The organism is Pseudomonas rhizosphaerae, from assembly GCF_000761155.1.
GTDB classification, from domain to species: Bacteria; Pseudomonadota; Gammaproteobacteria; order Pseudomonadales; family Pseudomonadaceae; genus Aquipseudomonas; species Aquipseudomonas rhizosphaerae.
This window is the reverse complement of record NZ_CP009533.1, coordinates 3,191,017-3,217,129: the sequence shown is the minus strand read 5'-3', so window position 1 is coordinate 3,217,129 and position 26,113 is coordinate 3,191,017. Positions and strand designations below refer to the sequence as shown.

The following is a 26,113-nucleotide window of genomic DNA, read 5'->3' as shown; positions in this document are numbered from 1 at the left end:
GGGAATCGGTTGTGCGTGGACTCTTCAGCAAGAAAGCACATTCGCTATTGGGCATCGATATCAGCTCCACGTCGGTCAAACTGCTCGAGCTGAGCCGCACGGGCAACCGTTTTCGGGTCGAGTCGTATGCCGTGGAGCCGCTGCCGGCCAATGCCGTGGTCGAGAAGAACATCGCCGAGCTCGAGGGCGTAGGCCATGCCCTGACGCGCGTGCTGGCCAAGGCAAAAACCGGCACCCGCGTCGTGGCGGTGGCGGTGGCCGGTTCGGCGGTCATCACCAAGACCATCGAGATGGACGCCGGGCTGTCCGACGACGAGCTCGAAACCCAGCTCAAGGTCGAAGCCGACCAGTACATTCCCTATCCGCTGGAAGAAGTCGCCATCGACTTCGAGGTGCAGGGCTATTCGGCGCGCAACCCGGAGCGGGTCGAGGTGCTGCTGGCCGCCTGTCGCAAGGAAAACGTCGAGGTCCGCGAGGCTGCGTTGGCTCTCGCCGGGTTGAGCGCCAAGGTGGTCGACGTCGAGGCCTATGCGCTGGAGCGTGCCTTCGGCCTGCTCACCGCGCAGCTTGCCGGCGGCAACCAGGCACTGACCGTGGCCGTGGTGGACATCGGTGCGACCATGACCACCCTCAGCGTGCTGCACAACGGCCGCATCATCTATACCCGCGAGCAGTTGTTCGGCGGGCGTCAGCTGACCGAGGAAATCCAGCGCCGCTACGGCCTGTCCAACGAAGAAGCGGGCCTGGCCAAGAAGCAGGGCGGGTTGCCCGACGACTATGTGGCCGAAGTGCTGCAGCCGTTCAAGGATGCCGTGGTGCAGCAGGTGTCGCGCTCGCTGCAGTTCTTCTTCGCTGCCGGCCAGTTCAACGATGTCGACTACATCATGCTCGCCGGTGGCACCGCTTCCATTTCCGGCCTGGATCGGCTGATCCAGCAACGCCTGGGCACTCCGACCCTGGTGGCCAATCCGTTCGCCGACATGGCCCTGAGCAGCCGGGTCAATGCCGGCGCCCTGGCCAGTGACGCACCGGCCCTGATGATCGCCTGTGGCCTGGCGCTGAGGAGCTTCGACTAGATGGCAAGGATCAACCTGCTGCCGTGGCGCGAGCAGCTGCGTGAAGAGCGCAAGCGTCACTTTCTGATTGCCATGGCCGGCGTATTGGTAGGCGCCATCGCAGTCATTTTTCTGGCGGACCGATTCATCGGCAATGCCATCGACACCCAGACGGCGCGCAATGCCCACCTGCAGTCCGAGATCGTGCTGCTCGATCAGCGCATCAAGTCGATCAGCGAGCTCAAGGCGCGGCGCAAGCAGCTGCTCGAGCGCATGAAGACCATCCAGGACCTGCAGGGCAATCGGCCGATCATCGGGCGCATCTTCGACCAAATGGCGCGTACGTTGCCTGACGGCGTGTACTTCACCGACGTGAAAATGGCCGACAAGAGCATTGCCATTGCCGGCGCTGCGGAAACCAACAACCGTGTCTCCGACCTGCTGCGCAACCTCGACGCGTCGCCCTGGCTCGAAGCGCCGACCCTCAACGAGGTCAAGGCCAACACCAGCGCCGACATCAATGGCGTCAACAGTTTCCAGCTGACCGTGCGCCAGACGGCGCCGGTACAGGCCGAAGGGGATGACAAATGAACCCTTCAAGCTGGATGGACAGCCTGCGCAAGGTCGAGCTAAGCGAACTGGACCTCAACAACATCGGCTCCTGGCCCACTGCGGTCAAGGTGATTGCCGGCGTGCTGCTGATGGCACTGATTCTGGGCCTGGGCTACAACTTCCACATTTCCGACCTCGAAGCGCAGTTGCAGCAACAGGCCGATCAGGAAGCCACGCTCAAGGAGCAGTTCTCCACCAAGGCCTTCCAGGCCGCGAACCTGGAGACCTACACCGAGCAGATGCAGGAGATGGAAACCTCCTTCGGGGCCATGTTGCGCCAGTTGCCCAGTGACACCGAGGTCCCGGGGCTGCTCGAAGACATCACCCGCACCGGCCTGGGCTCGGGGCTTGAGTTCGAGGAAATAAAACTGTTGCCTGAAGTGACCCAGCAGTTTTATATCGAGCTGCCGATACAGATCAGCGTGACCGGCACCTACCATGACCTGGCCACCTTCGTCAGCGGCGTGGCCAGCCTGCCGCGGATCGTTACCTTGCACGACTTCGAAGTGAAGCCCGTGGATCCGAAAGCCAGCAACAGCCAGTTGCGCATGAGCATCCTGGCCAAGACCTACCGCTACAATGATCAAGGCTTGCCTGGGACGAATGCGGTACCGGCACAGGGGCAGGCGAAATGAGGGCAGTTTTCGTGGCGGGGCTGGTGATGTGCACGCTGGTACTGGCCGGTTGCGGTGGCAGCGGCGATTTCGCCGACCTCGATGCCTTCATGGCCGAGGTCAAGGCGCGGCCCAAGGGCAAGATCGAACCGATACCGCGCTTTGCGCCCTATCAGGCGTTCAGCTACGAGGCCGCGTCGTTGCGCAGCCCGTTCCAGCCACCGATCAAGATCGAACTGGTCAACAGGCAGAAGGGCTCCAGGCTCATCAAGCCGGACACGACGCGGGTCAAGCAGTTCCTGGAGGGTTTCAACATCGAGGATTTCGAAATGGTCGGCACCCTGGGCAACGCCGGTGGCCGGTTTGCCTTGATGCGCGGCGCCGGTGGCGTGCATCGCCTGAAGGTAGGCGATTACCTGGGTCGCAACGACGGGCGGATCATCGCCATCAGCGATGCTCAGGTCGATGTCGTTGAAATCGTTCCCGATGGGGATGGTGGTTGGTTGGAGCGGCCTCGCACCATCCCGCTCAAAGAGCGCTCGTAAAGGGCTTGGGTCAAGCATGTCTAGTGGAACTCGAAAATGAACAGGATTCTCTCAGCCTTCGGTATTTCGCTAGGGATAGCGATGCTTTCACCGATCGTCATGGCCGCGAACTTGAAGACGCTCGACGTTGCCTCCCTGCCCGGTGATCGCGTCGAGCTCAAGTTGTCGTTCGACGGTCCGGTTACCGCACCGCGCGGGTACACCACCGAGCAACCGGCACGCATCGCCCTCGACCTGCCGGGTGTCACCAGCCAGCTGGGCGCGCGCAGCCGCGACCTGGGCGTGGGCAATGCCCGCAGCGTGGTGGTGGTCGAGGCCACCGACCGCACGCGGATCATCGTCAACCTGACCAAGCTGGCGCCCTACAGCACCCGTGTGCAGGGCAACGACCTGTTCGTGCTGGTGGGCGAAGGTGCAGCCTCCCTGCAAGGCACTGCCATACCGGCGCCGACTGCGGCCCGACCGGCGCCGCGACCTGCAGCCGCGCCAACTCCCGCGCGGGCGGCGGTGCCGGCGGGACGCGCCATTCGCAATGTCGATTTCCAGCGCGGCGAGCTGGGCGAGGGCAATGTGATCATCGATCTCAGCGACCCGACCATCAGCCCCGACATTCAGGAGCAGGGCGGCAAGATCCTGCTCAATTTCGCCAAGACCCAACTGCCCGATCCCTTGCGCGTGCGCCTGGACGTCAAGGATTTCGCGACCCCGGTGCAGTTCGTCAACTCGTCGGTCAGCGCTACGGGCGCGACGGTCACCATCGAACCTAGTGGCACCTTCGACTACTCCTCGTACCAGACCGAGAATCGCCTGACCATCAGCGTGCGGCCACTGACCAACGAGGACGTGGCGCGGCGCAATGTCGAGCGCAACGTCTATACCGGCGACAAGCTCTCGCTGAATTTCCAGGACATCGACGTGCGTTCGGTGCTGCAGTTGATCGCCGATTTCACCAACCTGAACCTGGTGGCCAGCGACACGGTGCAGGGCGGGATTACCCTGCGCCTGCAGAACGTCCCCTGGGACCAGGCGCTTGACCTGGTACTCAAGACCAAGGGCCTGGACAAGCGCAAGGTCGGCAACGTGCTGCTGGTGGCCCCGGCCGACGAGATCGCCGCCCGCGAGCGCCAGGAGCTGGAGTCGCAGCGGCAGATCCAGGAGCTTGCGCCCCTGCGCCGCGAGCTGATGCAGGTCAACTATGCCAAGGCCGCCGACATCGCCAAGCTGTTCCAGTCGGTGACCCGCGGTGAAAATGTCGAGACCGAGCGCGGCTCGATCACCGTCGACGAACGCACCAACAACATCATTGCCTACCAGACCCAGGACCGACTGGACGAGCTGCGGCGCATCGTCACCCAGCTGGACATCCCGGTGCGTCAGGTGATGATCGAGGCGCGCATCGTCGAGGCCAACGTGGGCTACAACAAGGCGCTCGGCGTGCGCTGGGGCGGTTCCACCAACTTGCGCGGCAAGAACAACTGGACCGCCTATGGCTTGGACAACAATGGCGACGAAGCCGGCAACACCGGTGCCGACGTGGGCAGCAACACACCCTTCATCGACCTGGGCGCCGCCGATGCGACCTCCGGCATCGGCCTGGGCTTCGTGACCAACAACGTCCTGCTCGACCTCGAGCTCAGTGCCATGGAAAGCACCGGCAACGGCGAGATCGTCTCGCAGCCCAAGGTGGTGACCTCCGACAAGGAAACCGCGAAGATCCTCAAGGGCACCGAGGTGCCGTACCAGGAGGCCAGCTCCAGCGGTGCCACCACGGTATCGTTCAAGGAGGCGTCGCTGTCGCTCGAGGTGACGCCGCAGATCACCCCGGACAGCCGCATCATCATGGAAGTGAAGGTCACCAAGGATGAGCCCGACTACCTGAACGCGGTGCTCGGCGTGCCGCCCATCAGCAAGAACGAGGTCAACGCCAAGGTGCTGGTCAACGACGGCGAAACCATCGTCATCGGTGGGGTTTTCTCCAACACGCAAAGTAAAACCGTGGACAAGGTGCCCTTTTTGGGCGACGTGCCGTATGTTGGGCGCCTTTTCCGTCGGGATGTCGTGTCGGAAGCCAAATCCGAGCTGCTGGTATTCTTGACACCGCGTATCATGAATAACCAGGCGATTGCTGTGAGTCGTTGATTCTGTGCGAAATTTGATACTTGTTGGGCCAATGGGTGCAGGCAAGAGCACCATTGGCCGTCTGCTGGCCAAAGAGCTTCGGTTGCCGTTCAAAGATTCCGACAAGGAAATCGAGACCCGTACCGGGGCGAATATCCCGTGGATCTTCGATCAGGAAGGCGAGGCCGGTTTTCGCGATCGCGAGCAGGCCATGCTGGCCGAGCTGTGTGAATTCGACGGCCTGGTGCTGGCCACCGGCGGCGGCGCGGTCATGCGCGATGAAAACCGCCAGGCGCTGCACGCCGGTGGGCGCGTGGTGTACCTGCACGCCTCGGTCGAACAGCAGGTCGGTCGTACGGCGCGTGATCGCAATCGGCCGCTATTGCGCACCGCCAATCCCGAGGCCACGCTGCGAGCCCTGCTGGCGATCCGCGATCCGCTGTACCGTGAGATCGCCGACCTGGTGGTGCAGACCGACGAGCGTCCGCCGCGCATGGTGGTACTTGATATCCTCGAGCGGCTGCAACGCCTGCCGCCGCGCTGAACGCATGCGATGTGCTTGCAGGGGCAGCGGATCTGACCCTGTGCCGCAAAGCCTGTTTCACCGAACTCGCTTCATAAAACAATAGTAGGGACAGATGCAGACACTCAAGGTTGACCTCGGCGAGCGCAGCTATCCGATCTACATCGGTGAAGGGCTGCTCGACCAGACCTCATTGCTGGCCCCGCACATTGCCGGGCGAAAAGTGGCGGTCGTCTCCAACGCCACGGTGGCGCCGCTCTACCTGGATCGCCTGACCCAGACCCTGGGCGCCTATTCAGTGGTGCCCGTGGTGCTTCCGGACGGCGAAGCCTTCAAGAACTGGGAAACCCTGCAGACCATCTTCGATGCCATGCTCACCGCGCGGCTGGATCGGCGCGTTACGGTGATCGCCCTGGGTGGCGGTGTCATCGGCGACATGGCCGGGTTCGCCGCCGCGTGTTACCAGCGCGGTGTCGACTTCATCCAGGTGCCCACCACGCTGCTGTCCCAGGTCGATTCGTCGGTGGGCGGCAAGACGGGCATCAACCATCCGCTGGGCAAGAACATGGTCGGTGCGTTCTATCAGCCGCAAGCGGTGCTGATCGATACCACTACCCTGGCCACCTTGCCGCCGCGCGAGCTGTCGGCGGGGCTGGCAGAAGTGATCAAGTACGGTTTCATCTGCGATGAGCCGTTCCTGGGCTGGCTGGAAGACAACGTCGATGCTCTCAGGGCCGTCGACCAAGCTGCCCTGACCGTGGCCATCGCCCGTTCCTGCGAGGCCAAGGCGCGCGTGGTCGGTGCGGACGAACGTGAGTCGGGTGTGCGCGCCACGCTGAACCTGGGGCATACTTTCGGCCACGCCATCGAGACCCATATGGGGTATGGTGTATGGCTTCACGGTGAGGCCGTCGGGGCCGGTACGGTGATGGCGCTGGAGATGTCCATGCGCCTGGGCTGGATCACCCAGGCCGAGCGCGACCGCGGCATTCGCCTGCTGCAGCGCGCCGGTTTGCCGGTGGTGCCGCCTGCGGAAATGACGCCGGCCGATTTCCTCGAGCACATGGCAATCGACAAGAAAGTGCTGGATGGCAGTCTGCGCCTGGTGCTGCTGCGCAGCATGGGCGAAGCGGTGATCACCGCCGACTACCCGCACGACGTGCTTCAGGCAACGCTGGAAGCGGATTACCGCGCCATCGTCGCCGGGCTGGAGGTCTAGCAGGACGTGTTTCCAGCAATCCATCAACGATTCACCTTTGTTCTACGAGAGTTCGATGACAAGTCTGCATGCCGATGAGGCCTTTCTCGGCCACTACCAATTGGATCATGACCCCTTCGCCGCAAGGGTGCCTGGCTTCAAATTCTTCCCGGCCCAGCGCAAGCCGGTGCTGGGTCAATTGCACCATCTGGCGCGCTACAGCCAGCTGTTGCTGGTAGTCACCGGCCCGCACGGCAGCGGCAAGACCTTGCTGCGCCAGGCCTTGGTCGCCAGTACCAACAAGCAATCGGTGCAAAGCATCGTGGTGTCGGCGCGCGGTGCCGGCGATGCCGCGAGCGTGCTGACCCAGATCGCCCAGTCGCTCAACCTCAACACCCTGGAAGTGCCGGCCATGCTGGCGCAGATCGTCCAGCTGGGGCTGACCGGGCAGGAAGTCTACCTGCTGGTGGACGACGCGGAACAACTCGACGAATCCGCACTCGAAGCCCTGCTGGCGTTGGCGGCGGGCACCTCGGACGGGCGCCCTCATGTGTTCCTGTTCGGTGAGCCTTCCTTGATCGCAGGCCTGGAGCAGTTCAGCGCCGGGCAGGAATTGTTCCACGTGATCGAGCTGCAACCGTACAGCCTCGAGGAAACCCGCGAATACCTGGCGCTGCGTCTGGAAGGTGCCGGGAAGGGTATCCAGTTGCTCACCAATGACCAGATTGCCGACATTCACGAGAACTCGGATGGTTGGCCTGGAGCCATCAACCAGGTTGCCCGTGATACGTTGATCGAGGCCATGATCGCTAGCCGCTCGTCGGTGAAGCGTCCTGCTATGGGGTTTAAGATGCCTAAGAAACACGTATTGGCGATTTCCGCCGTTGTCGTCGTCGCCGTGGCTGCCGCCTGGCTGATACCCAGCCGTGACGGCAAGGCGCCGAGCAGCACAGAACAGGCCCAGTTGCCGATGGGGCAGGGGCAGCCAAGCGCAGTCCAGTCCAACAACGGCAATCCATCGGTCGAATTCAATGGCAGCACCCAGTCGTTGCCGATGAACGGGCAACAGCCGGTGATGCGCGGCCCGCTGGCCGAATCCACCGGCATGGGCGATGGCGACGAAACCGGCGCTGCCGTGAACACCTCGCCACAGCCTCCGACCGTCACCACTATCTCGCCGCCTGAGGGTGTGGCAGCGGGTTCGCCGGCCACGGTTGCGCCAACGCCCGCACCCGCGCGCCAGAGTGCTCCGGTCGCGACCACCAAGCCGGCACCTACCACCGCCGTCAAGCCAGCGCCTGCGCCAACCGTGGCGGCCAAGCCGGCACCGGCTCCTGCTGCTGCCGCCGCCAAACCTGCTGCCGGTGGAACCTGGTATGCCGGGCAGTCGCCCAGCAACTACGTAGTGCAGATTCTGGGGACCAGCAACGAAGGCGCGGCACAGGCCTACGTCAAGGAGCAGGGTGGCGACTTCCGCTACTTCAAGAAAACCCTGCAAGGCAAGCCGCTGTACGTGATCACTTATGGCAGCTTCGCCAGCCGTGACGCTGCGGTTGCCGCCATCAAGAACTTGCCAGCCAAGGTCCAGGCTGGTAAACCTTGGCCTCGCACTGTCGCCAGCGTCCAACAGGACCTCGCGACAGCTCGCTGATTGTCGGGCGGCACCTATCCCCGCCGCCCCACCCTACGGCGTCATCTGAATCTTGAGCCTGCTACGTAGTCCGTAGCAGGCTTCGCTGTCTCTGTCCCATCGTCTGCCGTCGAAGGCTCAAGCACGGGCCTCGTAGACATGCGGGCTTGCGCTGTCGAGCTGCGGGATTCAGAATCCAGCCTAAGTCGCTATCACAATAGCCTGCTGAAAAACGTTCACATTTGCGACAAATGAGTTATTGATTTCGTCGCTGAATTTGTGACCGTCCGTTGCGCTGTGTACAATGACCTCCCTTTTGCCTCCGCAAAGCCGGCATCCGTTCGGCGCGTTTGGTAACTAGTTGAATCGAAAAGAAATTGCCTCGAAAAAGAGGCAGCCTGGTGAGAATGTGTCTATGAAAACAGGTCTGTATCGTCCGGATGAATTCAAGGATAACTGCGGTTTTGGCCTGATTGCCCATATGTCGGGTGAACCCAGCCATAACCTGTTGCAAACGGCCATCGAGGCCCTGACCTGCATGACCCACCGCGGTGGGATCAACGCCGACGGCAAGACCGGCGACGGGTGCGGCTTGCTGATCCAGAAGCCCGACCTGTTCCTGCGCGCCATTGCCAACGAACATTTCGGCAGCGAACTGCCCAAGCAGTACGCCGTGGGCATGGTCTTCTTCAACCAAGACCCGGTTCGCGCCCAAGCGGCTCGTGACAACATGAACCGCGAGATCGAAGCCGCCGGCCTGCAGCTAATCGGCTGGCGCGACGTGCCCATCGATACCAGCGTGCTCGGCCGCCTGGCCCTGGAGCGCCTGCCCAAGATCCAGCAAGTGTTCGTCGGTGGGGAAGGCCTGAGCGATCAGCAGTTCGCGATCAAGCTGTTCAGCGCCCGTCGTCGTTCCTCCGTAGCCAACGCCGCGGACACCGACCACTACATCTGCAGCTTTTCGCACAAGACCATCATCTACAAAGGCCTGATGATGCCGGCCGACCTCACGGCCTTCTACCCAGACCTGAGCGACGAGCGTCTGCAGACCGCCATTTGCGTGTTCCACCAGCGCTTCTCGACCAATACCCTGCCGAAGTGGCCGCTGGCCCAGCCCTTCCGCTTTCTGGCGCACAACGGCGAGATCAACACCATCACCGGCAACCGCAACTGGGCCCTGGCCCGTCGCGCCAAGTTCGCCAACGATCTGATCCCGGACCTGGAAGAGCTCGGCCCGCTGGTCAACCGCGTGGGTTCCGACTCTTCCAGCATGGACAACATGCTCGAGCTGATGGTCACCGGTGGCATCGACCTGTTCCGTGGCGTGCGCATGCTGATTCCGCCGGCCTGGCAGAACGTCGAGACCATGGACCCGGACCTGCGGGCGTTCTACGAGTACAACTCGATGCACATGGAGCCGTGGGACGGCCCGGCTGGCGTGGTCATGACCGACGGCCGTCATGCCGTGTGCCTGCTCGACCGCAACGGCCTGCGCCCGGCGCGCTGGGTGACTACCAAGAATGGCTACATCACCCTGGCGTCGGAAATCGGCGTGTGGAACTACCAGCCCGAGGACGTCATTGCCAAGGGCCGCGTCGGCCCTGGGCAGATCCTCGCGGTCGATACCGAAACCGGCCAGGTCCTGCACACCGATGACATCGACAACCGCCTGAAATCGCGCCACCCCTACAAGCAGTGGCTGCGCAAGAGCGCGCTGCGTATCCAGTCGACCATGGAAGACAACGACCACGGCTCGGCCTTCTACAGCAGCGACCAGCTCAAGCAGTACATGAAGATGTACCAGGTGACCTTCGAGGAGCGCGACCAGGTGTTGCGTCCGCTGGGCGAGCAGGGTCAGGAAGCCGTGGGTTCGATGGGCGACGACACGCCGATGGCCGTGCTGTCCCATCGAGTCCGTACGCCTTACGACTATTTCCGCCAGCAGTTCGCGCAGGTGACCAATCCGCCGATCGACCCGCTGCGCGAAGCGATAGTGATGTCTCTGGAAATCTGCCTGGGCGCCGAGCGCAACATTTTCCAGGAATCCCCGGAGCACGCCTCGCGGGTTATTCTGAGCTCGCCGGTCATCTCGCCCGCCAAGTGGCGCTCGCTGATGAATCTGGACCGCTCTGGCTTCGATCGCCAGGTCATCGAGCTGAACTACGATGAAGCCATGGGCCTCGAGGCCGCCGTGCGCAACATCGCCGACCAGGCCGAGGAAGCCGTTCGCGCCGGACGCACCCTGCTGGTGCTCAGCGACCGCAACATCGCGCCGGGCAAGCTGCCGGTGCATGCGTCGCTGGCGACCGGTGCCGTGCACCACCGCCTGACCGAAAAGGGTTTGCGTTGCGACAGCAACATCCTCGTCGAAACCGCTACCGCTCGCGATCCGCACCACTTTGCCGTGCTGATCGGTTTCGGTGCTTCGGCGGTCTATCCGTTCCTGGCCTATGAAGTGCTGGGCGACCTGATCCGGACCGGTGAAGTGCTGGGCGACCTCTACGAGGTGTTCAAGAACTACCGCAAAGGCATCACCAAGGGCCTGCTCAAGATTCTTTCGAAGATGGGCATCTCCACCGTGGCCTCGTACCGCGGCGCCCAGTTGTTCGAGGCCATCGGCCTGTCCGAGGAAGTCTGCGAGCTGAGCTTCCGCGGCGTGCCGAGCCGCATCAAGGGCGCGCGTTTCGTCGACCTGGAAGCCGAACAGAAAGCCCTCGCCGCCGAAGCCTGGAGCCCGCGCAAGCCGATCCAGCAGGGCGGCCTGTTGAAGTTCGTGTACGGCGGCGAGTACCACGCCTACAACCCGGACGTGGTCAATACCCTGCAAGCCGCCGTGCAGCAGGGCGACTACAGCAAGTTCAAGGAATACACCGCGATCGTCGACAACCGTCCGGTGTCGATGATCCGCGACCTGCTCAAGGTCAAGACCCTCGACCAGCCGCTGGGCATGGACCAGATCGAACCCTTGGAAGCGATTCTCAAGCGTTTCGATTCGGCCGGGATTTCCCTGGGTGCGCTGTCGCCCGAGGCTCACGAAGCGCTGGCCGAGGCGATGAACCGCCTGGGCGCGCGTTCCAACTCCGGTGAAGGCGGCGAAGACCCTTCGCGCTACGGCACCGTGCGCAGCTCGAAGATCAAGCAGATCGCCACTGGCCGGTTCGGCGTAACTCCCGAGTACCTCGTCAACGCCGAAGTGCTGCAGATCAAGGTGGCCCAGGGCGCCAAGCCCGGGGAGGGCGGTCAACTGCCCGGCGGCAAGGTCAACGGCCTGATTGCCAAGCTGCGTTATGCCGTACCTGGCGTGACCCTGATTTCGCCACCGCCGCACCACGACATCTACTCCATCGAGGACTTGTCGCAGCTGATCTTCGACCTCAAGCAGGTCAACCCGGCCGCGCTGGTGTCGGTGAAGCTGGTGGCCGAGGCGGGCGTGGGCACCATCGCCGCCGGTGTGGCCAAGGCCTATGCCGACCTGATCACCATTTCCGGTTACGACGGCGGCACCGGGGCCTCGCCCCTGAGCTCGATCAAGTACGCCGGCGCGCCGTGGGAACTAGGCCTGGCCGAAACTCACCAGACCCTGCGCGGCAACGACCTGCGCGGCAAGGTGCGGGTACAGACCGACGGCGGCCTGAAGACTGGCCTGGATGTGATCAAGGCGGCGATTCTGGGCGCCGAAAGCTTCGGTTTCGGCACCGCGCCAATGATCGCCCTGGGCTGCAAGTACCTGCGTATCTGCCACCTGAACAACTGCGCCACCGGCGTGGCCACGCAGAACGAGAAGCTGCGCAAGGACCACTACATCGGCACGGTCGACATGGTGATCAACTTCTTCACCTATGTGGCCGAAGAAACCCGCGAATGGCTGGCCAAGCTGGGCGTGCGCAGCCTGGGCGAGCTGATCGGGCGCACCGACCTGCTGGAAATGCTGCCCGGTGAAACCGCCAAGCAGCAGCACCTGGACCTGACCCCGTTGCTGGGCAGCGACCAGATTCCAGCGGACAAGCCGCAGTTCTGCGAAGTGGATCGCAACCCGCCGTTCGACAAGGGCCTGCTGGCCGAGCAGATGGTGGAAATGGCCTTGCCGGCGATTCAGGGCAAGACCGGTGGCGAATACGAAATGAACATTTGCAACTGCGACCGTTCGATCGGTGCGCGCATCTCCGGCGAGATCGCCAAGTTGCACGGTAACCAGGGGATGAACGCCAGCCCGCTGACCTTCCGCTTCAAGGGTACCGCGGGCCAGAGCTTCGGCGTGTGGAACGCCGGTGGCCTGAACATGTACCTGGAAGGCGACGCCAACGACTACGTCGGCAAGGGCATGACCGCCGGCAAGTTGGTGATCGTGCCGCCCAAGGGCAGCCCGTTCAAGACCCAGGACAGCGCCATCATCGGCAACACCTGCCTGTACGGTGCCACGGGCGGCAAGCTGTTCGCCGCCGGTACTGCGGGCGAGCGTTTCGCGGTGCGCAACTCCGGGGCGCACACGGTCGTGGAAGGCACGGGTGATCACTGCTGCGAATACATGACCGGCGGTTTCGTCTGCGTGCTCGGCAAGACTGGCTACAACTTCGGTTCGGGCATGACCGGCGGTTTCGCCTACGTGCTCGACCAGGACAACAGCTTCGTCGACCGGGTCAACCACGAGCTGGTGGAAATCCAGCGCATCAGTGGCGAAGCCATGGAAGCCTACCGTACTCACCTGGAACGCGTGCTGGCCGAATACGTCGCCGAGACCGACAGCGAATGGGGCCGCAACCTTTGGGAAAACCTGGACGACTACCTGCGTCGTTTCTGGTTGGTCAAGCCCAAGGCCGCCAACCTGAAATCGCTGCTGTCCAGCACCCGTGCCAACCCGCAGTGATATGCGCCTGAAGAGTTTGATGAGGTTTTAACAATGGCTGAACGTCTGAGTAATGACTTCCAGTTCATCGAGGTCGGGCGCAAAGATCCGAAGAAGAAACTGTTGCGTCAACGCAAGAAAGAGTTCGTGGAGATCTACGAGCCCTTCAAACCCGCGCAGTCGGCCGACCAGGCCCACCGCTGCCTGGGCTGTGGCAACCCGTACTGCGAGTGGAAGTGCCCGGTGCACAACTTCATTCCCAACTGGTTGAAGCTGGTCGCCGAGGGCAACATTCTCGCCGCAGCCGAGCTGTCGCACCAGACCAACACCCTGCCCGAAGTGTGCGGCCGGGTGTGCCCGCAGGATCGTCTGTGCGAGGGTGCCTGCACCCTCAACGACGGTTTTGGCGCAGTGACCATCGGTTCGGTGGAGAAGTACATCACCGACACCGCGTTCGCCATGGGTTGGCGTCCGGACATGTCCAAGGTCAAGCCGACCGGCAAGCGTGTCGCCATCATCGGCGCCGGCCCGGCCGGTCTGGGCTGCGCCGATGTGCTGGTGCGCGGTGGTGTGACCCCGGTGGTGTTCGACAAGAACCCGGAAATCGGTGGCCTGCTGACCTTCGGCATTCCCGAGTTCAAGCTGGAAAAGAGCGTGTTGAGCAATCGCCGCGAAGTCTTCACCGGCATGGGCATCGAGTTTCGCCTGAACACCGAGGTGGGCAAGGACATCAGCGTCGAGCAGTTGCTGGAAGAATACGACGCGGTGTTCATGGGCATGGGCACCTATACCTACATGAAGGGCGGTTTCCCCGGTGAAGACCTGCCTGGCGTGCATGACGCCCTGGATTTCCTGATCGCCAACGTCAACCGCAACCTGGGCTTTGAAAAGTCGCCGGAAGATTTCGTCGACATGAAAGGCAAGAAGGTCGTGGTGTTGGGGGGTGGCGATACGGCGATGGACTGCAACCGTACGTCCATTCGCCAAGGCGCCAAGGCGGTGACCTGTGCCTATCGTCGCGACGAGGCGAACATGCCGGGCTCTCGCAAAGAGGTGAAAAACGCCAAGGAAGAGGGTGTGAGATTCCTCTATAACCGGCAGCCAATCGCCATCGTGGGTGAAGACAAGGTCGAAGGCGTGAAGGTGGTCGAGACCCGTCTCGGCGAGCCCGATGCCCGTGGCCGTCGCAGCCCCGAGCCGATTCCGGGTTCCGAGGAGATCATCCCGGCCGATGCCGTGGTGATCGCCTTCGGTTTCCGCCCAAGCCCGGCTGCGTGGTTCCAGGATCACAGCATCCAGACCGACAGCCAGGGCCGCGTGGTGGCGCCGGAGCAGGGTCAGTTCAAGCACCAGACCAGCAATCCGAAGATCTTCGCTGGCGGCGACATGGTCCGCGGCTCGGACCTGGTGGTCACCGCCATCTTCGAAGGCCGCAACGCCGCCGAAGGGATCCTGGATTATCTGGAAGTCTGATACACCTCACCCCCCCTTTGTGGGAGCGGGTCTCTGCCCGCGAAAGGGCCACTGCAGTACTTCAGGTATACCGCGGTGGCTTCTTCGCGGGCAGAGTAGCTCGCCGCCTGCCCCGTTCCTACAAGGCCACTGCAGTACTTCAGGTATACCGCGCTGAATTCTTCGCGGGCAGAGACCCGCTCCCACAAGGTTGCTGCGGTATTTGAGGTACACCGCGGTGGCTTCTTCGCGGGCAGAGTGGCTCGCCGCCTGCCCCGTTCCCACAGGATCAGGCGCTCATGACAGCCTTGATGTCGTGAGCCAACTCGCGCACGCGGGCTTCTTCGGTGTCCCATGAGCACATGAAACGGGCGCCGCCGCTGCCGATGAAGGTGTAGAAGCGCCAGCCCTTGGCGCGCAGGGCTTCCAAAGCCGCTTCCGGCATCTGCAGGAACACGCCGTTGGCTTCCACCGGAAACATCAACTCCACCCCCGGTATTCCCTCGACCAGCGTCTTGAGCAACTGCGCACAGTGGTTGGCGTGCCCCGCATGCTTGAGCCAGGCATCGTTCTCCAGCAAACCCACCCAGGGTGCCGACAGAAAACGCATCTTCGAAGCCAGTTGCCCCGCCTGCTTGCAGCGATAATCGAAATCTTCGGCCAGATCATGGTTGAAGAACAGAATCGCCTCGCCCACTGCCATGCCGTTCTTGGTGCCACCGAAGCACAGCACATCCACGCCTGCTTTCCAGGTCAGCTCGGCAGGCGAGCAGCCGAGGAACGCACAGGCGTTGGCAAAACGCGCGCCGTCCATGTGCAGGTTCAAGCCCAGCTCCTTGCAGGTGGCGCTGATGGCCTTGAGTTCTTCGGGGCGGTACACGCTGCCCACTTCGGTGGCCTGGGTCAGGGTCACCACGCGCGGCTTGGGGTAGTGAATGTCCTGGCGCTTGAGCGCGACTTCGCGAATGGCCTGCGGTGTCAGCTTGCCCATTTCCGTGCGCGCCGTGAGCAGTTTGGAGCCGTTGGAAAAGAACTCGGGCGCACCGCATTCATCGGTTTCGACGTGAGCGGTTTCCGAGCAGATGACGCTGTGGTAGCTCTGGCACAGCGACGACAGGGCCAGGGAGTTGGCCGCGGTGCCATTGAAGGCGAAGAAGACTTCACAGTCGGTTTCGAATAGACGGCGGAATTCATCGGCGGCGCGTGCGGTCCACTGGTCGTCGCCATAGGCGCGCTGATGGCCCTGATTGGCCTGTTCCATAGCCGCCCAGGCCTCGGAGCAGATACCCGAATAGTTGTCGCTGGCGAACTGTTGGGTTTGGTCGTTCATGGGCGGTCCTTGGTGTTAGTTATGGGGGCACTGTAAACCAACTTAGAGACATGTGTCGTCTGGACGGCCCTCTTCGCGGCCACGTAGGCATCACACCTGTGGGAGCGGGCTCTGCCCGCGAAGAGACCGGCATGAGCAACCCAAAAACTTGAGGCTATCCACAGATGACCCGCAACCGCTCACTGGACCTGCTCAAATGGCTGGCCATGCTGTGCATGGTGCTCGACCATCTGCGCTATGTCGGCTGGCCGCTGGACTTCCTCTATGTACCGGGCCGTCTGGCGTTCCCCTGGTTCTGCCTGGCCATCGCCGCCAACCTGATGCGCCGCCCCGACGCCCCCCTGGGTGGCCGCTACCTGGCCTGGTTGCTGACCTTCGCTGCGCTTTCGGAAATCCCTTACCGCCTGTTCGTCTACCCGGCCGACACCCTAAACGTCCTGCCGACCCTGGCCCTGGGTCTGATCCTGGCCAAGGCCTGGCAGCAACGTCGACAGCCAGCAATGGCAGTGCTCGGCTGCGCGGTACTCGTGGCTGGCGCTGTCTTCGATCACCACTTGATGTTCGGCCTGGCCGGCGTGCTGCTGCCGTTGGGCTTCGTGCTTGCCTGGCAGCGCCCGCTGTACTGGGCACTGCCGCTGGGCGTGCTGTGCCTGGCCGCGAACGCCTGGAGCAATCTGTTCGAATCGGCACGCCATTTCTACTGGCCGGCCATCGGCGGCATCGTCGCCTGCCTGCTGGCTCCGGGGCTGGGCCTGCTTGTGCTGCGTGCCGGCGTGCGCCAGGCAGTTGTCCCCATGCGCCGCTGGGCCTACGCCATCTACCCCCTGCATTTCCTTGCCCTGCTGGGCCTGCGCCTGCTGTTGCGCGCCCTGTGAAGCTGGCCTGATCGCGCCATGTCGTAAACGAACCTCTGCAAGGCGCGCGCAGGCATTTGGTCTAATCGCGCCGGCCCTACCATCGCTCTCAAAGGGGGCAGCCGCAGACGGTCGCCTCTGTCCAACAAGCCAGGCGCCGCGCCGCCGCTGGGGAGACCGCGATGTTCAGCAAACAAGATCAGATCCAAGGTTATGACGATGTCCTGCTGGCAGCCATGAACGCCGAGGACCAGCGTCAGGAAGACCACATCGAACTGATCGCCTCGGAAAACTACACCAGCAAGCGCGTGATGGAAGCCCAGGGCAGCGGCCTCACCAACAAGTACGCCGAAGGCTATCCGGGCAAGCGCTACTACGGCGGTTGCGAGCACGTGGACAAGGTCGAGCAACTGGCCATCGACCGCGCCAAGCAGCTGTTCGGCGCCGACTATGCCAACGTTCAGCCTCACTCCGGTTCCCAGGCCAACGCCGCCGTCTACCTGGCGCTGCTGCAGGCCGGCGACACCGTGCTGGGCATGAGCCTGGCCCACGGCGGCCACCTGACCCACGGCGCCAAGGTCAGCTTTTCCGGCAAACTCTACAACGCCGTGCAGTACGGCATCGACACCGACACCGGCCTGATCGACTACGACGAGGTCGAGCGCATGGCGGTCGAGCATCAGCCGAAGATGATCATCGCCGGCTTCTCGGCCTACTCCAAGACCTTGAATTTCGCCCGGTTCCGCGAGATCGCCGACAAGGTCGGCGCCTACCTGTTCGTCGACATGGCCCACGTGGCCGGGTTGGTTGCCGCCGGCCTGTACCCCAACCCGATTCCGTTCGCCGACGTGGTCACCACCACCACCCACAAGACCCTGCGTGGCCCACGTGGCGGCCTGATCCTGGCCCGTGCCAACGAAGCCCTGGAAAAGAAATTCAACGCCGCCGTGTTCCCCGGCGGTCAGGGTGGCCCGCTGATGCACGTGATCGCCGCCAAGGCGGTGTGCTTCAAGGAAGCGCTGGAGCCTGAATTCAAGACCTACCAGCAGCAGGTCATCGACAACGCCCAGGCCATGGCAGGGGTGTTCGTCGAGCGCGGCTACGACGTGGTCTCCGGCGGTACCGACAACCACCTGTTCCTGGTCAGCCTGATCCGCCAGGGCCTGACCGGCAAGGATGCCGACGCCGCCCTGGGTCGTGCGCACATCACCGTGAACAAGAACGCGGTGCCCAACGATCCGCAATCGCCGTTCGTGACCTCGGGCCTGCGCATCGGCACCCCGGCGGTCACCAGCCGTGGTTTCAAGGTGGCCCAATGCACGGAGCTGGCCGGCTGGATCTGCGACATCCTCGACAACCTGGGCGATGCCGACGTCGAGGCCAACGTGGCCCGCCACGTGACGGCCCTGTGCAGCGACTTCCCGGTCTACCGCTGAGAGTGGAGTGAACACCATGCAACGTTATTCTGGCTTCGGCCTTTTCAAGCACTCGCTCAGCCACCACGAAAACTGGCAGCGCATGTGGCGCACGCCGACCCCGAAAAAGGTCTACGACGTGGTCATCGTCGGCGGCGGCGGGCATGGCCTGGCAACCGCCTACTATCTGGCCAAGGTCCACGGCATCACTAACGTGGCCGTGGTCGAGAAGGGCTGGCTGGGCGGTGGCAACACCGCGCGCAACACCACCATCGTGCGTTCCAACTACCTGTGGGATGAATCGGCGCATCTGTACGAACACGCCATGAAACTCTGGGAAGGCCTGTCCCAGGACATCAACTACAACGTGATGTTTTCCCAGCGCGGCGTGTACAACCTGTGCCACACCCTGCAGGACATGCGCGACTCCGAGCGCCGCGTCAGTGCCAACCGCCTCAACGGCGTGGACGGCGAGCTGTTGAACGGCAAGCAGGTGGCCGAAGAGATTCCCTACCTGGACTGCAGCAAGAACACCCGTTACCCGATCATCGGCGCCACGGTCCAACGCCGTGGCGGCGTGGCCCGTCACGACGCCGTGGCCTGGGGCTACGCGCGTGCCGCCGACGCCCTGGGCGTGGACCTGATCCAGCAGACCGAAGTGACCGGTTTCCGCAAGGAAAACGGCGTGTGCATCGGCGTTGAAACCAACAAGGGTTTCATCGGCGCCAAGCGCGTCGGTGTGGTCACCGCCGGCAACTCCGGGCACATGGCCAAGCTGGCCGGTTTCCGCCTGCCGGTGGAATCCCACCCATTGCAGGCGTTGGTGTCGGAGCCGATCAAGCCCATCATCGACAGCGTGATCATGTCCAACGCCGTGCACGGTTACATCAGCCAGTCGGACAAGGGCGATCTGGTCATCGGCGCCGGTATCGACAGCTGGGTCGGCTACGGCCAGCGCGGCTCGTACCCGATCATCGAGCACACCCTGCAAGCCATCGTCGAGATGTTCCCGGTGCTCTCGCGCGTGCGCATGAACCGTCAGTGGGGCGGCATCGTCGACACCACCCCGGACGCCTGCCCGATCATCTCCAAGACCCCGGTGCCGAACATGTTCTTCAACTGCGGCTGGGGTACCGGTGGCTTCAAAGCCACGCCGGGCTCGGGCCATGTGTTCGCCGCCAGCCTGGCCACCGGTGAAATGCACCCGCTGGCCAAGCCGTTTTCCATCGAGCGCTTCCACAACGGCGCGCTGATCGACGAACACGGCGCTGCCGCCGTCGCCCACTAACAGGAGAAACGATCATGCTGAACATCTTCTGTCCACACTGTGGCGAGCTTCGCAGCGAAGAAGAATTCCACTGCTCGGGCCAGGCGCACATCGCCCGCCCACTGGACCCCGGCGCCTGCACCGACGCGCAATGGGGCGAGTACATGTTCTTCCGCAACAACCCGCGTGGCCTGCAGCACGAGCTGTGGATCCACGCCGCCGGTTGCCGCCAGTATTTCAATGCGACCCGCAACACGGTCACCTACGAAATCCTGGAAACCTATCGCATCGGCAGCCAGCCCCAGTTCGTCGAGAAGACCATCGACGAAACCCCTCAAATCGCCTCGGGAGATCAGCCATGAGCCAGGTCAATCGCCTGTCCAACGGCGGACGTCTGGACCGCAGCAAGAAGCTGACCTTCACCTTCAACGGTACGACCTACGTCGGCTATGAAGGCGACACCCTGGCCTCGGCATTGCTCGCCAACGGCGTCGACGTGATTGGTCGCAGCTTCAAGTATTCGCGTCCGCGCGGCATCGTTGCCGCTGGCGCCGAAGAGCCCAATGCGGTGCTGCAGATCGGCGCTACCGAGGCCACCCAGATTCCCAACGTGCGCGCCACGCAGCAGGCGCTGTACCAGGGCCTGGTCGCGACCAGCACCAACGGCTGGCCGAACGTCAACACCGACATGATGGGCATCCTGGGCAAGGTCGGCGGCAAACTGATGCCGCCCGGCTTCTACTACAAGACCTTCATGTACCCGCAGTCCTTCTGGATGACCTACGAGAAGTACATCCGCAAGGCCGCCGGGCTGGGCCGTTCGCCGACCGAAGTCGACCCCGATTCCTACGACTACATGAGCCGCACCTGCGATGTGCTGGTGGTCGGCGCTGGCCCGGCCGGGCTGTCTGCCGCCCTGGCCGCGGCGCGCAGCGGTGCGCGAGTGATCCTGGCCGACGAGCAGGAAGAGTTCGGCGGCTCGCTGCTCGATACCCGCGAGAGCCTGGATGGCCAGCCGGCCGGTGAATGGGTGAAAGCGGTCATCGCTGAGCTGCAAGGTTTGCCGGACGTAACCTTGCTGCCCCGTGCCACGGTCAACGGCTATCACGACCACAATTTCCTGACCATTCATCAGCGCCTCACCGACCACCTCGGCGACCGTGCACCGATGGGCCAGGTGCGCCAGCGCATGCACCGGGTTCGCGCCGGGCGCGTGGTGCTGGCCACCGGCACCCACGAGCGGCCCCTGGTGTACGGCAACAACGACGTGCCGGGCAACATGCTGGCCGGCGCCATTTCCACCTACGTGCGCCGCTACGGCGTGGCACCGGGCAAGAAGCTGGTGCTGTCGACCAACAACGACCACGCCTACCGCGTGGCCCTGGACTGGTACGACGCCGGCCTCAAGGTCGTCGCCGTGGCCGATGCCCGGCACAACCCGCGTGGTGCGCTGGTCGAGGAAGCCCGCGCCAAGGGCATCCGTATCCTGACGTCCAGCGCGGTGATCGAAGCCCGTGGCAGCAAGCACGTCACGGCAGCGCGCGTCGCCGCCATCGACGTCAGGGCACACAAGGTGGCCAGCCCCGGCGAGTGGCTCGACTGCGACCTGATCGGCAGCTCGGGCGGCTACAGCCCGGTGGTCCACCTGGCCTCGCACCTGGGCGGCAAACCGATCTGGCGTGAAGACATCCTCGGCTTCGTGCCTGGCGAAGCCCCGCAGAAACGCGTGTGCGTGGGCGGCGTGAACGGCGTGTATGCCTTGGCCGACGCCATGGCCGACGGTTTCGAAGGCGGTGCCCGGGCAGCGTCCGAGACCGGTTTCGGCATCGTCGAAGGCACCCTGCCCAAGGTCTTGAACCGTGCCGAAGAACCGACCCTGGCGTTGTTCCAGGTCCCCCACGACAAGGACACGGCGCGTGCGCCCAAGCAGTTCGTCGACCTGCAGAATGACGTCACCGCGGCTGCCATCGAACTGGCCACCCGCGAGGGCTTCGAGTCGGTCGAGCACGTCAAGCGCTACACCGCGCTGGGCTTCGGTACCGACCAGGGCAAGCTGGGCAACGTCAACGGCCTGGCCATTGCCGCCCGTTCGCTGAACGTCACCATTCCGGAAATGGGCACCACCATGTTCCGCCCCAACTACACGCCGATCACCTTCGGTGCAGTAGCCGGCCGCCACTGTGGTCACCTGTTCGAGCCGGTACGTTTCACCGCGCTGCATGCCTGGCATGTGAAGAACGGTGCCGAGTTCGAAGACGTCGGCCAATGGAAGCGCCCCTGGTACTTCCCCAAGCGTGGCGAGGACATCCATTCCGCCGTTGCCCGCGAATGCAAGGCGGTGCGCGACAGCGTCGGCCTGCTGGACGCCTCGACCCTGGGCAAGATCGACATCCAGGGTCCGGACGCGCGCGAATTCCTCAACCGCATCTACACCAACGCCTGGACCAAACTGGACGTGGGCAAGGCACGCTACGGCCTGATGTGCAAGGAAGACGGGATGGTCTTCGACGACGGCGTCACCGCCTGTCTGGCCGACAATCACTTCCTGATGACCACCACCACCGGCGGTGCCGCCCGTGTTCTGCAATGGTTGGAGATCTACCAGCAAACCGAGTGGCCGGACCTGAAGGTGTACTTCACCTCGGTCACCGACCATTGGGCGACCTTGACCCTGTCGGGCCCCAACAGCCGCAAACTGCTCGCTGAAGTGACCAATATCGACCTGGACAAGGACGCTTTCCCGTTCATGACCTGGAAGGAAGGGCAGGTAGCGGGTGTGCCGGCACGGGTGTTCCGCATCTCCTTCACCGGCGAGCTGTCGTACGAGGTCAACATCCAGGCCGACTACGCCATGGGCGTGCTGGAAAAGATCATCGAGGCGGGCAAGCAGTACAACCTGACGCCGTACGGCACCGAAACCATGCACGTGCTGCGCGCCGAGAAGGGTTTCATCATCGTCGGCCAGGACACCGATGGGTCGATGACTCCCGACGACCTGAACATGGGCTGGTGCGTCGGCCGAACCAAGCCGTTCTCGTGGATCGGCTGGCGCGGCATGAACCGCGAAGACACCGTGCGCGAGGAACGCAAGCAGTTGGTGGGCCTCAAGCCGATCGATCCGAACAAATGGCTGCCCGAAGGTGCCCAGTTGGTGTTCGACCCCAAGCAGGCGATCCCCATGAGCATGGTCGGCCACGTGACGTCGAGCTACGCCAGCAACTCGCTGGGTTACTCGTTCGCCATGGGCGTGGTCAAGGGCGGCCTCAAGCGCATGGGCGAGCGGGTGTTCTCGCCCCAGGCCGATGGCAGCGTGATCGAAGCTGAAATCGTTTCTTCGGTGTTCTTCGATCCGAAGGGCGAGCGGCAGAACATCTAAGCCCCGCTTCCAGATAGCCTCAACAGCATTCACTGACAGGTGCAGCAAAATGACCACAGTCAACGTATACCAGCAACGCCCGAGCTCGGGCGCCAAGGCCGAAGACCCGCTTCATCACGCCGACCTCGCCAGCCTGGTCGGCAAGGGCCGCCAGGGTGCCGGCGTGACCCTGCGCGAGAAAAAGCTGCTGGGTCACCTGACCCTGCGTGGCGACGGCCATGACGCAACCTTCGCCGGCGCGGTGCACAAGGCAACCGGCCTGGAATTGCCAAGCGCCCTGAGCCTGGTCAGCGACGGCGAGACGTCGCTGCAGTGGCTTGGCCCGGACGAGTGGCTGCTGATCGTCCCCAGTGGCGAGGAATTGGCCGCCGAGCAGCGGTTGCGTGAAGCATTGGCCGGGCTGCATGTGGCGGTGGTCAACGTCAGCGGCGGTCAGTCGCTGATCGAGCTGAGCGGGCCGAACGTGCGCGACGTGCTGATGAAGTCCACCAGCTACGACGTGCACCCGAGCAATTTCCCGGTGGGCAAGGCGGTCGGGACAGTGTTCGCCAAGTCCCAACTGGTGATCCGCCGCACGGGCGAGGAAACCTGGGAGCTGCTGATCCGCCGCAGCTTCGCCGACTACTGGTGGCTGTGGCTGCAGGATGCTTCGGCCGAGTACGGGCTGAGCATCCAGGCCTGACCGCTCCAACAGTTGTCTTGACCTCGACACCAAAGGACTACCCATGAGCCGTGCCCCTGATACCTGGATCCTCACCGCCGATTGCCCAAGCGTTTTGGGCACGGTGGACGCGGTCACGCGCTACCTGTTCGAGCAGGGCTGCTATGTTACCGAGCACCATTCGTTCGACGACCGGCTGTCGTCGCGCTTCTTCATCCGAGTAGAGTTTCGGCAGCCCGACGGTTTCGACGAGGCCGCCTTTCGCGCCGGCCTGGCCGAACGCGGTGCCAGCTTCGGCATGATCTTCGAGCTGACCGCACCGCAGTATCGGCCCAAGGTGGTGATCATGGTGTCCAAGGCCGACCACTGCCTCAACGATCTGCTCTACCGCCAGCGCATCGGCCAGTTGCCCATGGACGTGGTCGCGGTGATCTCCAACCATCCGGACCTCGAGCCGCTGGCGCGCTGGCACGACATTCCCTACTACCATTTCCCTCTCGACCCCAAGGACAAGCCGTCGCAGGAGCGCAAGGTGTTGCAGGTCATCGAACAGGCCGGCGCCGAGCTGGTGATCCTTGCCCGCTACATGCAGGTGTTGTCACCGGAGCTGTGCCGCCGCCTGGACGGCTGGGCGATCAACATCCACCACTCGTTGCTGCCCGGTTTCAAGGGCGCCAAACCGTACCACCAGGCTTACAACAAAGGCGTCAAGCTGGTCGGGGCGACCGCGCACTACATCAACAACGACCTGGACGAAGGGCCGATCATCACCCAAGGTGTAGAAGTGGTCGATCACAGTCACTACCCCGAAGACCTCATCGCCAAGGGCCGCGACATCGAATGCCTGACCCTGGCCCGAGCCATCGGCTACCACATCGAGCGCCGCGTGTTCCTCAACGCCAACCGCACGGTGGTGCTGTAGCAGCGGCGCGAGCCGCGTCTGGCCCTGATGTGATGTGTCAGGTGTACCGCGCCGTCATTGACGCGGCTTGCGCCGCTGCTACAGACACACCCTCTGTAGCAGCGGCGCAAGCCGCGTCAGGGCAGCACCCGAATCAACGCATGACCGCAGCACGCAAAACCCAAGCTCAAAAACAACAAACAGCGAGGTGAAAGCATGTCTGGTAATCGTGGAGTGGTGTATCTGGGCTCCGGCAAAGTCGAAGTGCAGAACATCGATTTTCCCAAAATGCAGGATCCACGTGGCAAGCGCATCGAACACGGTGTGATCCTGCGCGTGGTCTCGACCAACATCTGCGGCTCCGACCAGCACATGGTCCGCGGCCGTACCACCGCTCAGGTCGGCCTGGTACTGGGCCACGAGATCACCGGCGAGGTGATCGAGGCCGGTCGCGACGTCGAGCACCTCAAGGTCGGTGATCTGGTGTCCGTACCCTTCAACGTCGCCTGCGGTCGTTGCCGTTCCTGCAAGGAGCAGCACACCGGCGTCTGCCTGACCGTCAACCCAGCGCGTCCGGGCGGCGCCTATGGCTACGTCGACATGGGTGACTGGGTCGGCGGCCAGGCCGAGTTCGTGCTGGTGCCGTATGCCGACTTCAACCTGCTCAAACTGCCGGACCGCGATGCGGCCATGGAGAAGATCCGCGACCTGACCTGCCTGTCCGACATTCTGCCAACCGGTTACCACGGTGCCGTGACCGCAGGCGTTGGCCCCGGCAGCACGGTGTACGTCGCCGGCGCAGGGCCGGTCGGGCTTGCCGCCGCGGCCTCCGCGCGCCTGCTGGGCGCAGCCGTGGTCATCGTCGGTGACGTCAACCCAACGCGCCTGGCCCATGCCAAGGCCCAGGGCTTCGAGATCGCCGACCTGTCCCAGGACACGCCGCTGCACGAGCAGATCGCCGCCTTGCTGGGCGAGCCGGAAGTGGATTGCGCGGTCGACGCAGTCGGCTTCGAGGCGCGCGGTCATGGTCACAGCGGCGCCAAGGCGGAAGCCCCGGCGACCGTGCTCAACTCGTTGATGGGCGTGGTGCGCGTGGCCGGCAAGATCGGCATTCCCGGGCTGTATGTCACCGAAGATCCAGGCGCGGTGGACGCGGCAGCGAAGATGGGCAGCCTGAGCATCCGTTTCGGGCTGGGTTGGGCCAAGTCGCATAGCTTCCACACGGGCCAGACGCCGGTGATGAAGTACAACCGGCAGTTGATGCAGGCCATCATGTGGGACCGCATCAAGATCGCCGACATCGTCGGCGTGGAAGTCATCTCGCTGGACGACGCCCCGCGCGGCTACGGCGAATTCGACGCGGGCGTACCGAAGAAATTCGTCATCGACCCCCACAAACTGTTCAGCGCCGCCTGATCACAACCGCTCCCACATCCACCCTGTGGGAGCGGTCATCGGCCGCGAAAAGCGCACCGCGGTTTACCTGAACGACCGCGCCGCTCCCTTCGCGGCCACGGACCGCTCCTACTGTCCCACCTGTGGGAGCGGTCATCGGCCGCGAAAAAACGCTGCGGTGTTTCTGAATAACCGCGTGCTGCTTTCGCGGCCACGGACCGATCCTACACAAGACATGTCCCGCAACCCCCCGCCATTACACAATTTTCACCCTCAAGGAACATAATGGGACCGAACTGCCGTTTGACGACGGTCCGCCTATCT

The 26,113-nt window shown here is 63.5% G+C and carries 19 protein-coding genes; 18 read left to right on the top strand and 1 reads right to left on the bottom strand.

Annotation, left to right across the window (positions count from 1 at the left end):
- The first annotated feature begins 11 nt into the window (after nt 1-11).
- The 10 genes from LT40_RS14235 to LT40_RS14190 all read left to right on the top strand — a co-directional run bounded on the left by LT40_RS14235 (nt 12) and on the right by LT40_RS14190 (nt 14,611).
- Complete coding sequence (locus tag LT40_RS14235; protein ID WP_043191355.1) at nt 12-1,076, top strand: pilus assembly protein PilM; 1,065 nt, start codon at nt 12-14, stop codon at nt 1,074-1,076.
- Entirely contained in the window at nt 1,077-1,646 is a 570-nt protein-coding gene (locus tag LT40_RS14230) for a PilN domain-containing protein (RefSeq protein ID WP_043191352.1), read from the top strand. It begins immediately after the preceding gene.
- On the top strand, nt 1,643-2,302 hold the full coding sequence (gene pilO, locus LT40_RS14225) for a type 4a pilus biogenesis protein PilO (protein ID WP_043191349.1): 660 nt from the start codon (nt 1,643-1,645) through the stop codon (nt 2,300-2,302). The genes LT40_RS14230 and pilO overlap by 4 nt, the downstream gene beginning before the upstream one ends.
- The gene (locus LT40_RS14220) at nt 2,299-2,826 is read left to right on the top strand and encodes a pilus assembly protein PilP (protein ID WP_043191346.1); all 528 of its coding nucleotides are present in this window, start codon (nt 2,299-2,301) and stop codon (nt 2,824-2,826) included. The genes pilO and LT40_RS14220 overlap by 4 nt, the downstream gene beginning before the upstream one ends.
- 36 nt (nt 2,827-2,862) lie before the next feature.
- Nucleotides 2,863-4,965: a type IV pilus secretin PilQ gene (locus LT40_RS14215; RefSeq protein WP_043191344.1), complete on the top strand. Its 2,103-nt coding sequence runs from the start codon at nt 2,863-2,865 to the stop codon at nt 4,963-4,965.
- A gap of 4 nt (nt 4,966-4,969) precedes the next feature.
- Nucleotides 4,970-5,488: a shikimate kinase AroK gene (aroK, locus tag LT40_RS14210; protein WP_043191342.1), complete on the top strand. Its 519-nt coding sequence runs from the start codon at nt 4,970-4,972 to the stop codon at nt 5,486-5,488.
- 94 nt (nt 5,489-5,582) lie between these two features.
- Nucleotides 5,583-6,686, top strand: coding sequence for a 3-dehydroquinate synthase (gene aroB, locus LT40_RS14205; RefSeq protein ID WP_043191340.1), 1,104 nt, complete (start codon nt 5,583-5,585; stop codon nt 6,684-6,686).
- Between the two features lie 55 nt (nt 6,687-6,741).
- On the top strand, nt 6,742-8,316 hold the full coding sequence (locus LT40_RS14200; RefSeq protein ID WP_043191329.1) for an SPOR domain-containing protein: 1,575 nt from the start codon (nt 6,742-6,744) through the stop codon (nt 8,314-8,316).
- A gap of 394 nt (nt 8,317-8,710) precedes the next feature.
- Complete coding sequence (gltB, locus tag LT40_RS14195; RefSeq protein ID WP_043191327.1) at nt 8,711-13,159, top strand: glutamate synthase large subunit; 4,449 nt, start codon at nt 8,711-8,713, stop codon at nt 13,157-13,159.
- A gap of 33 nt (nt 13,160-13,192) precedes the next feature.
- A complete protein-coding gene (locus LT40_RS14190; RefSeq protein WP_043191325.1) occupies nt 13,193-14,611 on the top strand; it encodes an FAD-dependent oxidoreductase in 1,419 nt (472 codons plus the stop codon).
- 268 nt (nt 14,612-14,879) lie between these two features.
- On the opposite strand, the gene LT40_RS14185 is transcribed toward LT40_RS14190, so the two are convergent.
- On the bottom strand, nt 14,880-15,920 hold the full coding sequence (locus tag LT40_RS14185; RefSeq protein ID WP_043191322.1) for a threonine aldolase family protein: 1,041 nt from the start codon (nt 15,918-15,920) through the stop codon (nt 14,880-14,882).
- 164 nt (nt 15,921-16,084) lie between these two features.
- Here LT40_RS14185 and LT40_RS14180 point away from each other — a divergent pair, with 164 nt between their 5' ends.
- From LT40_RS14180 to fdhA, 8 genes are all read left to right on the top strand, one after another.
- Entirely contained in the window at nt 16,085-16,795 is a 711-nt protein-coding gene (locus LT40_RS14180) for a TraX family protein (protein WP_148308564.1), read from the top strand.
- Nucleotides 16,796-16,956: 161 nt separating this feature from the next.
- Nucleotides 16,957-18,210: a serine hydroxymethyltransferase gene (gene glyA / locus LT40_RS14175; RefSeq protein ID WP_043191321.1), complete on the top strand. Its 1,254-nt coding sequence runs from the start codon at nt 16,957-16,959 to the stop codon at nt 18,208-18,210.
- A gap of 16 nt (nt 18,211-18,226) precedes the next feature.
- Complete coding sequence (locus LT40_RS14170) at nt 18,227-19,477, top strand: sarcosine oxidase subunit beta family protein (protein ID WP_043191319.1); 1,251 nt, start codon at nt 18,227-18,229, stop codon at nt 19,475-19,477.
- A 14-nt stretch (nt 19,478-19,491) separates the two neighbouring features.
- Nucleotides 19,492-19,818 carry a sarcosine oxidase subunit delta gene (locus LT40_RS14165; RefSeq protein WP_043191317.1) on the top strand — a complete coding sequence of 109 codons (327 nt, stop codon included), beginning with the start codon at nt 19,492-19,494 and terminating at the stop codon, nt 19,816-19,818.
- A complete protein-coding gene (locus LT40_RS14160; protein ID WP_043191314.1) occupies nt 19,815-22,832 on the top strand; it encodes a sarcosine oxidase subunit alpha in 3,018 nt (1,005 codons plus the stop codon). Before LT40_RS14165 ends, LT40_RS14160 begins: the two co-directional genes overlap by 4 nt.
- Before the next feature lie 49 nt (nt 22,833-22,881).
- Nucleotides 22,882-23,514 carry a sarcosine oxidase subunit gamma gene (locus tag LT40_RS14155; protein ID WP_043191311.1) on the top strand — a complete coding sequence of 211 codons (633 nt, stop codon included), beginning with the start codon at nt 22,882-22,884 and terminating at the stop codon, nt 23,512-23,514.
- 43 nt (nt 23,515-23,557) lie between these two features.
- Nucleotides 23,558-24,415 carry a formyltetrahydrofolate deformylase gene (purU, locus tag LT40_RS14150; protein ID WP_043191308.1) on the top strand — a complete coding sequence of 286 codons (858 nt, stop codon included), beginning with the start codon at nt 23,558-23,560 and terminating at the stop codon, nt 24,413-24,415.
- Between the two features lie 195 nt (nt 24,416-24,610).
- Nucleotides 24,611-25,810, top strand: coding sequence for a formaldehyde dehydrogenase, glutathione-independent (gene fdhA, locus LT40_RS14145; protein WP_043191307.1), 1,200 nt, complete (start codon nt 24,611-24,613; stop codon nt 25,808-25,810).
- Nucleotides 25,811-26,113 lie beyond the last annotated feature (303 nt).

What these genes read in the sequence shown, in the direction of transcription:
- LT40_RS14230 (WP_043191352.1), top strand. Translation starts at nt 1,077, where the DNA reads ATGGCAAGGATCAACCTGCTGCCGTGGCGCGAGCAGCTGCGTGAAGAG.
- pilO (WP_043191349.1), top strand. Translation starts at nt 1,643, where the DNA reads ATGAACCCTTCAAGCTGGATGGACAGCCTGCGCAAGGTCGAGCTAAGC.
- LT40_RS14220 (WP_043191346.1), top strand. Translation starts at nt 2,299, where the DNA reads ATGAGGGCAGTTTTCGTGGCGGGGCTGGTGATGTGCACGCTGGTACTG.
- LT40_RS14215 (WP_043191344.1), top strand. Translation starts at nt 2,863, where the DNA reads ATGAACAGGATTCTCTCAGCCTTCGGTATTTCGCTAGGGATAGCGATG.
- aroB (WP_043191340.1), top strand. Translation starts at nt 5,583, where the DNA reads ATGCAGACACTCAAGGTTGACCTCGGCGAGCGCAGCTATCCGATCTAC.
- LT40_RS14200 (WP_043191329.1), top strand. Translation starts at nt 6,742, where the DNA reads ATGACAAGTCTGCATGCCGATGAGGCCTTTCTCGGCCACTACCAATTG.
- gltB (WP_043191327.1), top strand. Translation starts at nt 8,711, where the DNA reads ATGAAAACAGGTCTGTATCGTCCGGATGAATTCAAGGATAACTGCGGT.
- LT40_RS14190 (WP_043191325.1), top strand. Translation starts at nt 13,193, where the DNA reads ATGGCTGAACGTCTGAGTAATGACTTCCAGTTCATCGAGGTCGGGCGC.
- LT40_RS14185 (WP_043191322.1), bottom strand. Translation starts at nt 15,920, where the DNA reads ATGAACGACCAAACCCAACAGTTCGCCAGCGACAACTATTCGGGTATC.
- LT40_RS14180 (WP_148308564.1), top strand. Translation starts at nt 16,085, where the DNA reads ATGACCCGCAACCGCTCACTGGACCTGCTCAAATGGCTGGCCATGCTG.
- glyA (WP_043191321.1), top strand. Translation starts at nt 16,957, where the DNA reads ATGTTCAGCAAACAAGATCAGATCCAAGGTTATGACGATGTCCTGCTG.
- LT40_RS14170 (WP_043191319.1), top strand. Translation starts at nt 18,227, where the DNA reads ATGCAACGTTATTCTGGCTTCGGCCTTTTCAAGCACTCGCTCAGCCAC.
- LT40_RS14165 (WP_043191317.1), top strand. Translation starts at nt 19,492, where the DNA reads ATGCTGAACATCTTCTGTCCACACTGTGGCGAGCTTCGCAGCGAAGAA.
- LT40_RS14160 (WP_043191314.1), top strand. Translation starts at nt 19,815, where the DNA reads ATGAGCCAGGTCAATCGCCTGTCCAACGGCGGACGTCTGGACCGCAGC.
- LT40_RS14155 (WP_043191311.1), top strand. Translation starts at nt 22,882, where the DNA reads ATGACCACAGTCAACGTATACCAGCAACGCCCGAGCTCGGGCGCCAAG.
- purU (WP_043191308.1), top strand. Translation starts at nt 23,558, where the DNA reads ATGAGCCGTGCCCCTGATACCTGGATCCTCACCGCCGATTGCCCAAGC.
- fdhA (WP_043191307.1), top strand. Translation starts at nt 24,611, where the DNA reads ATGTCTGGTAATCGTGGAGTGGTGTATCTGGGCTCCGGCAAAGTCGAA.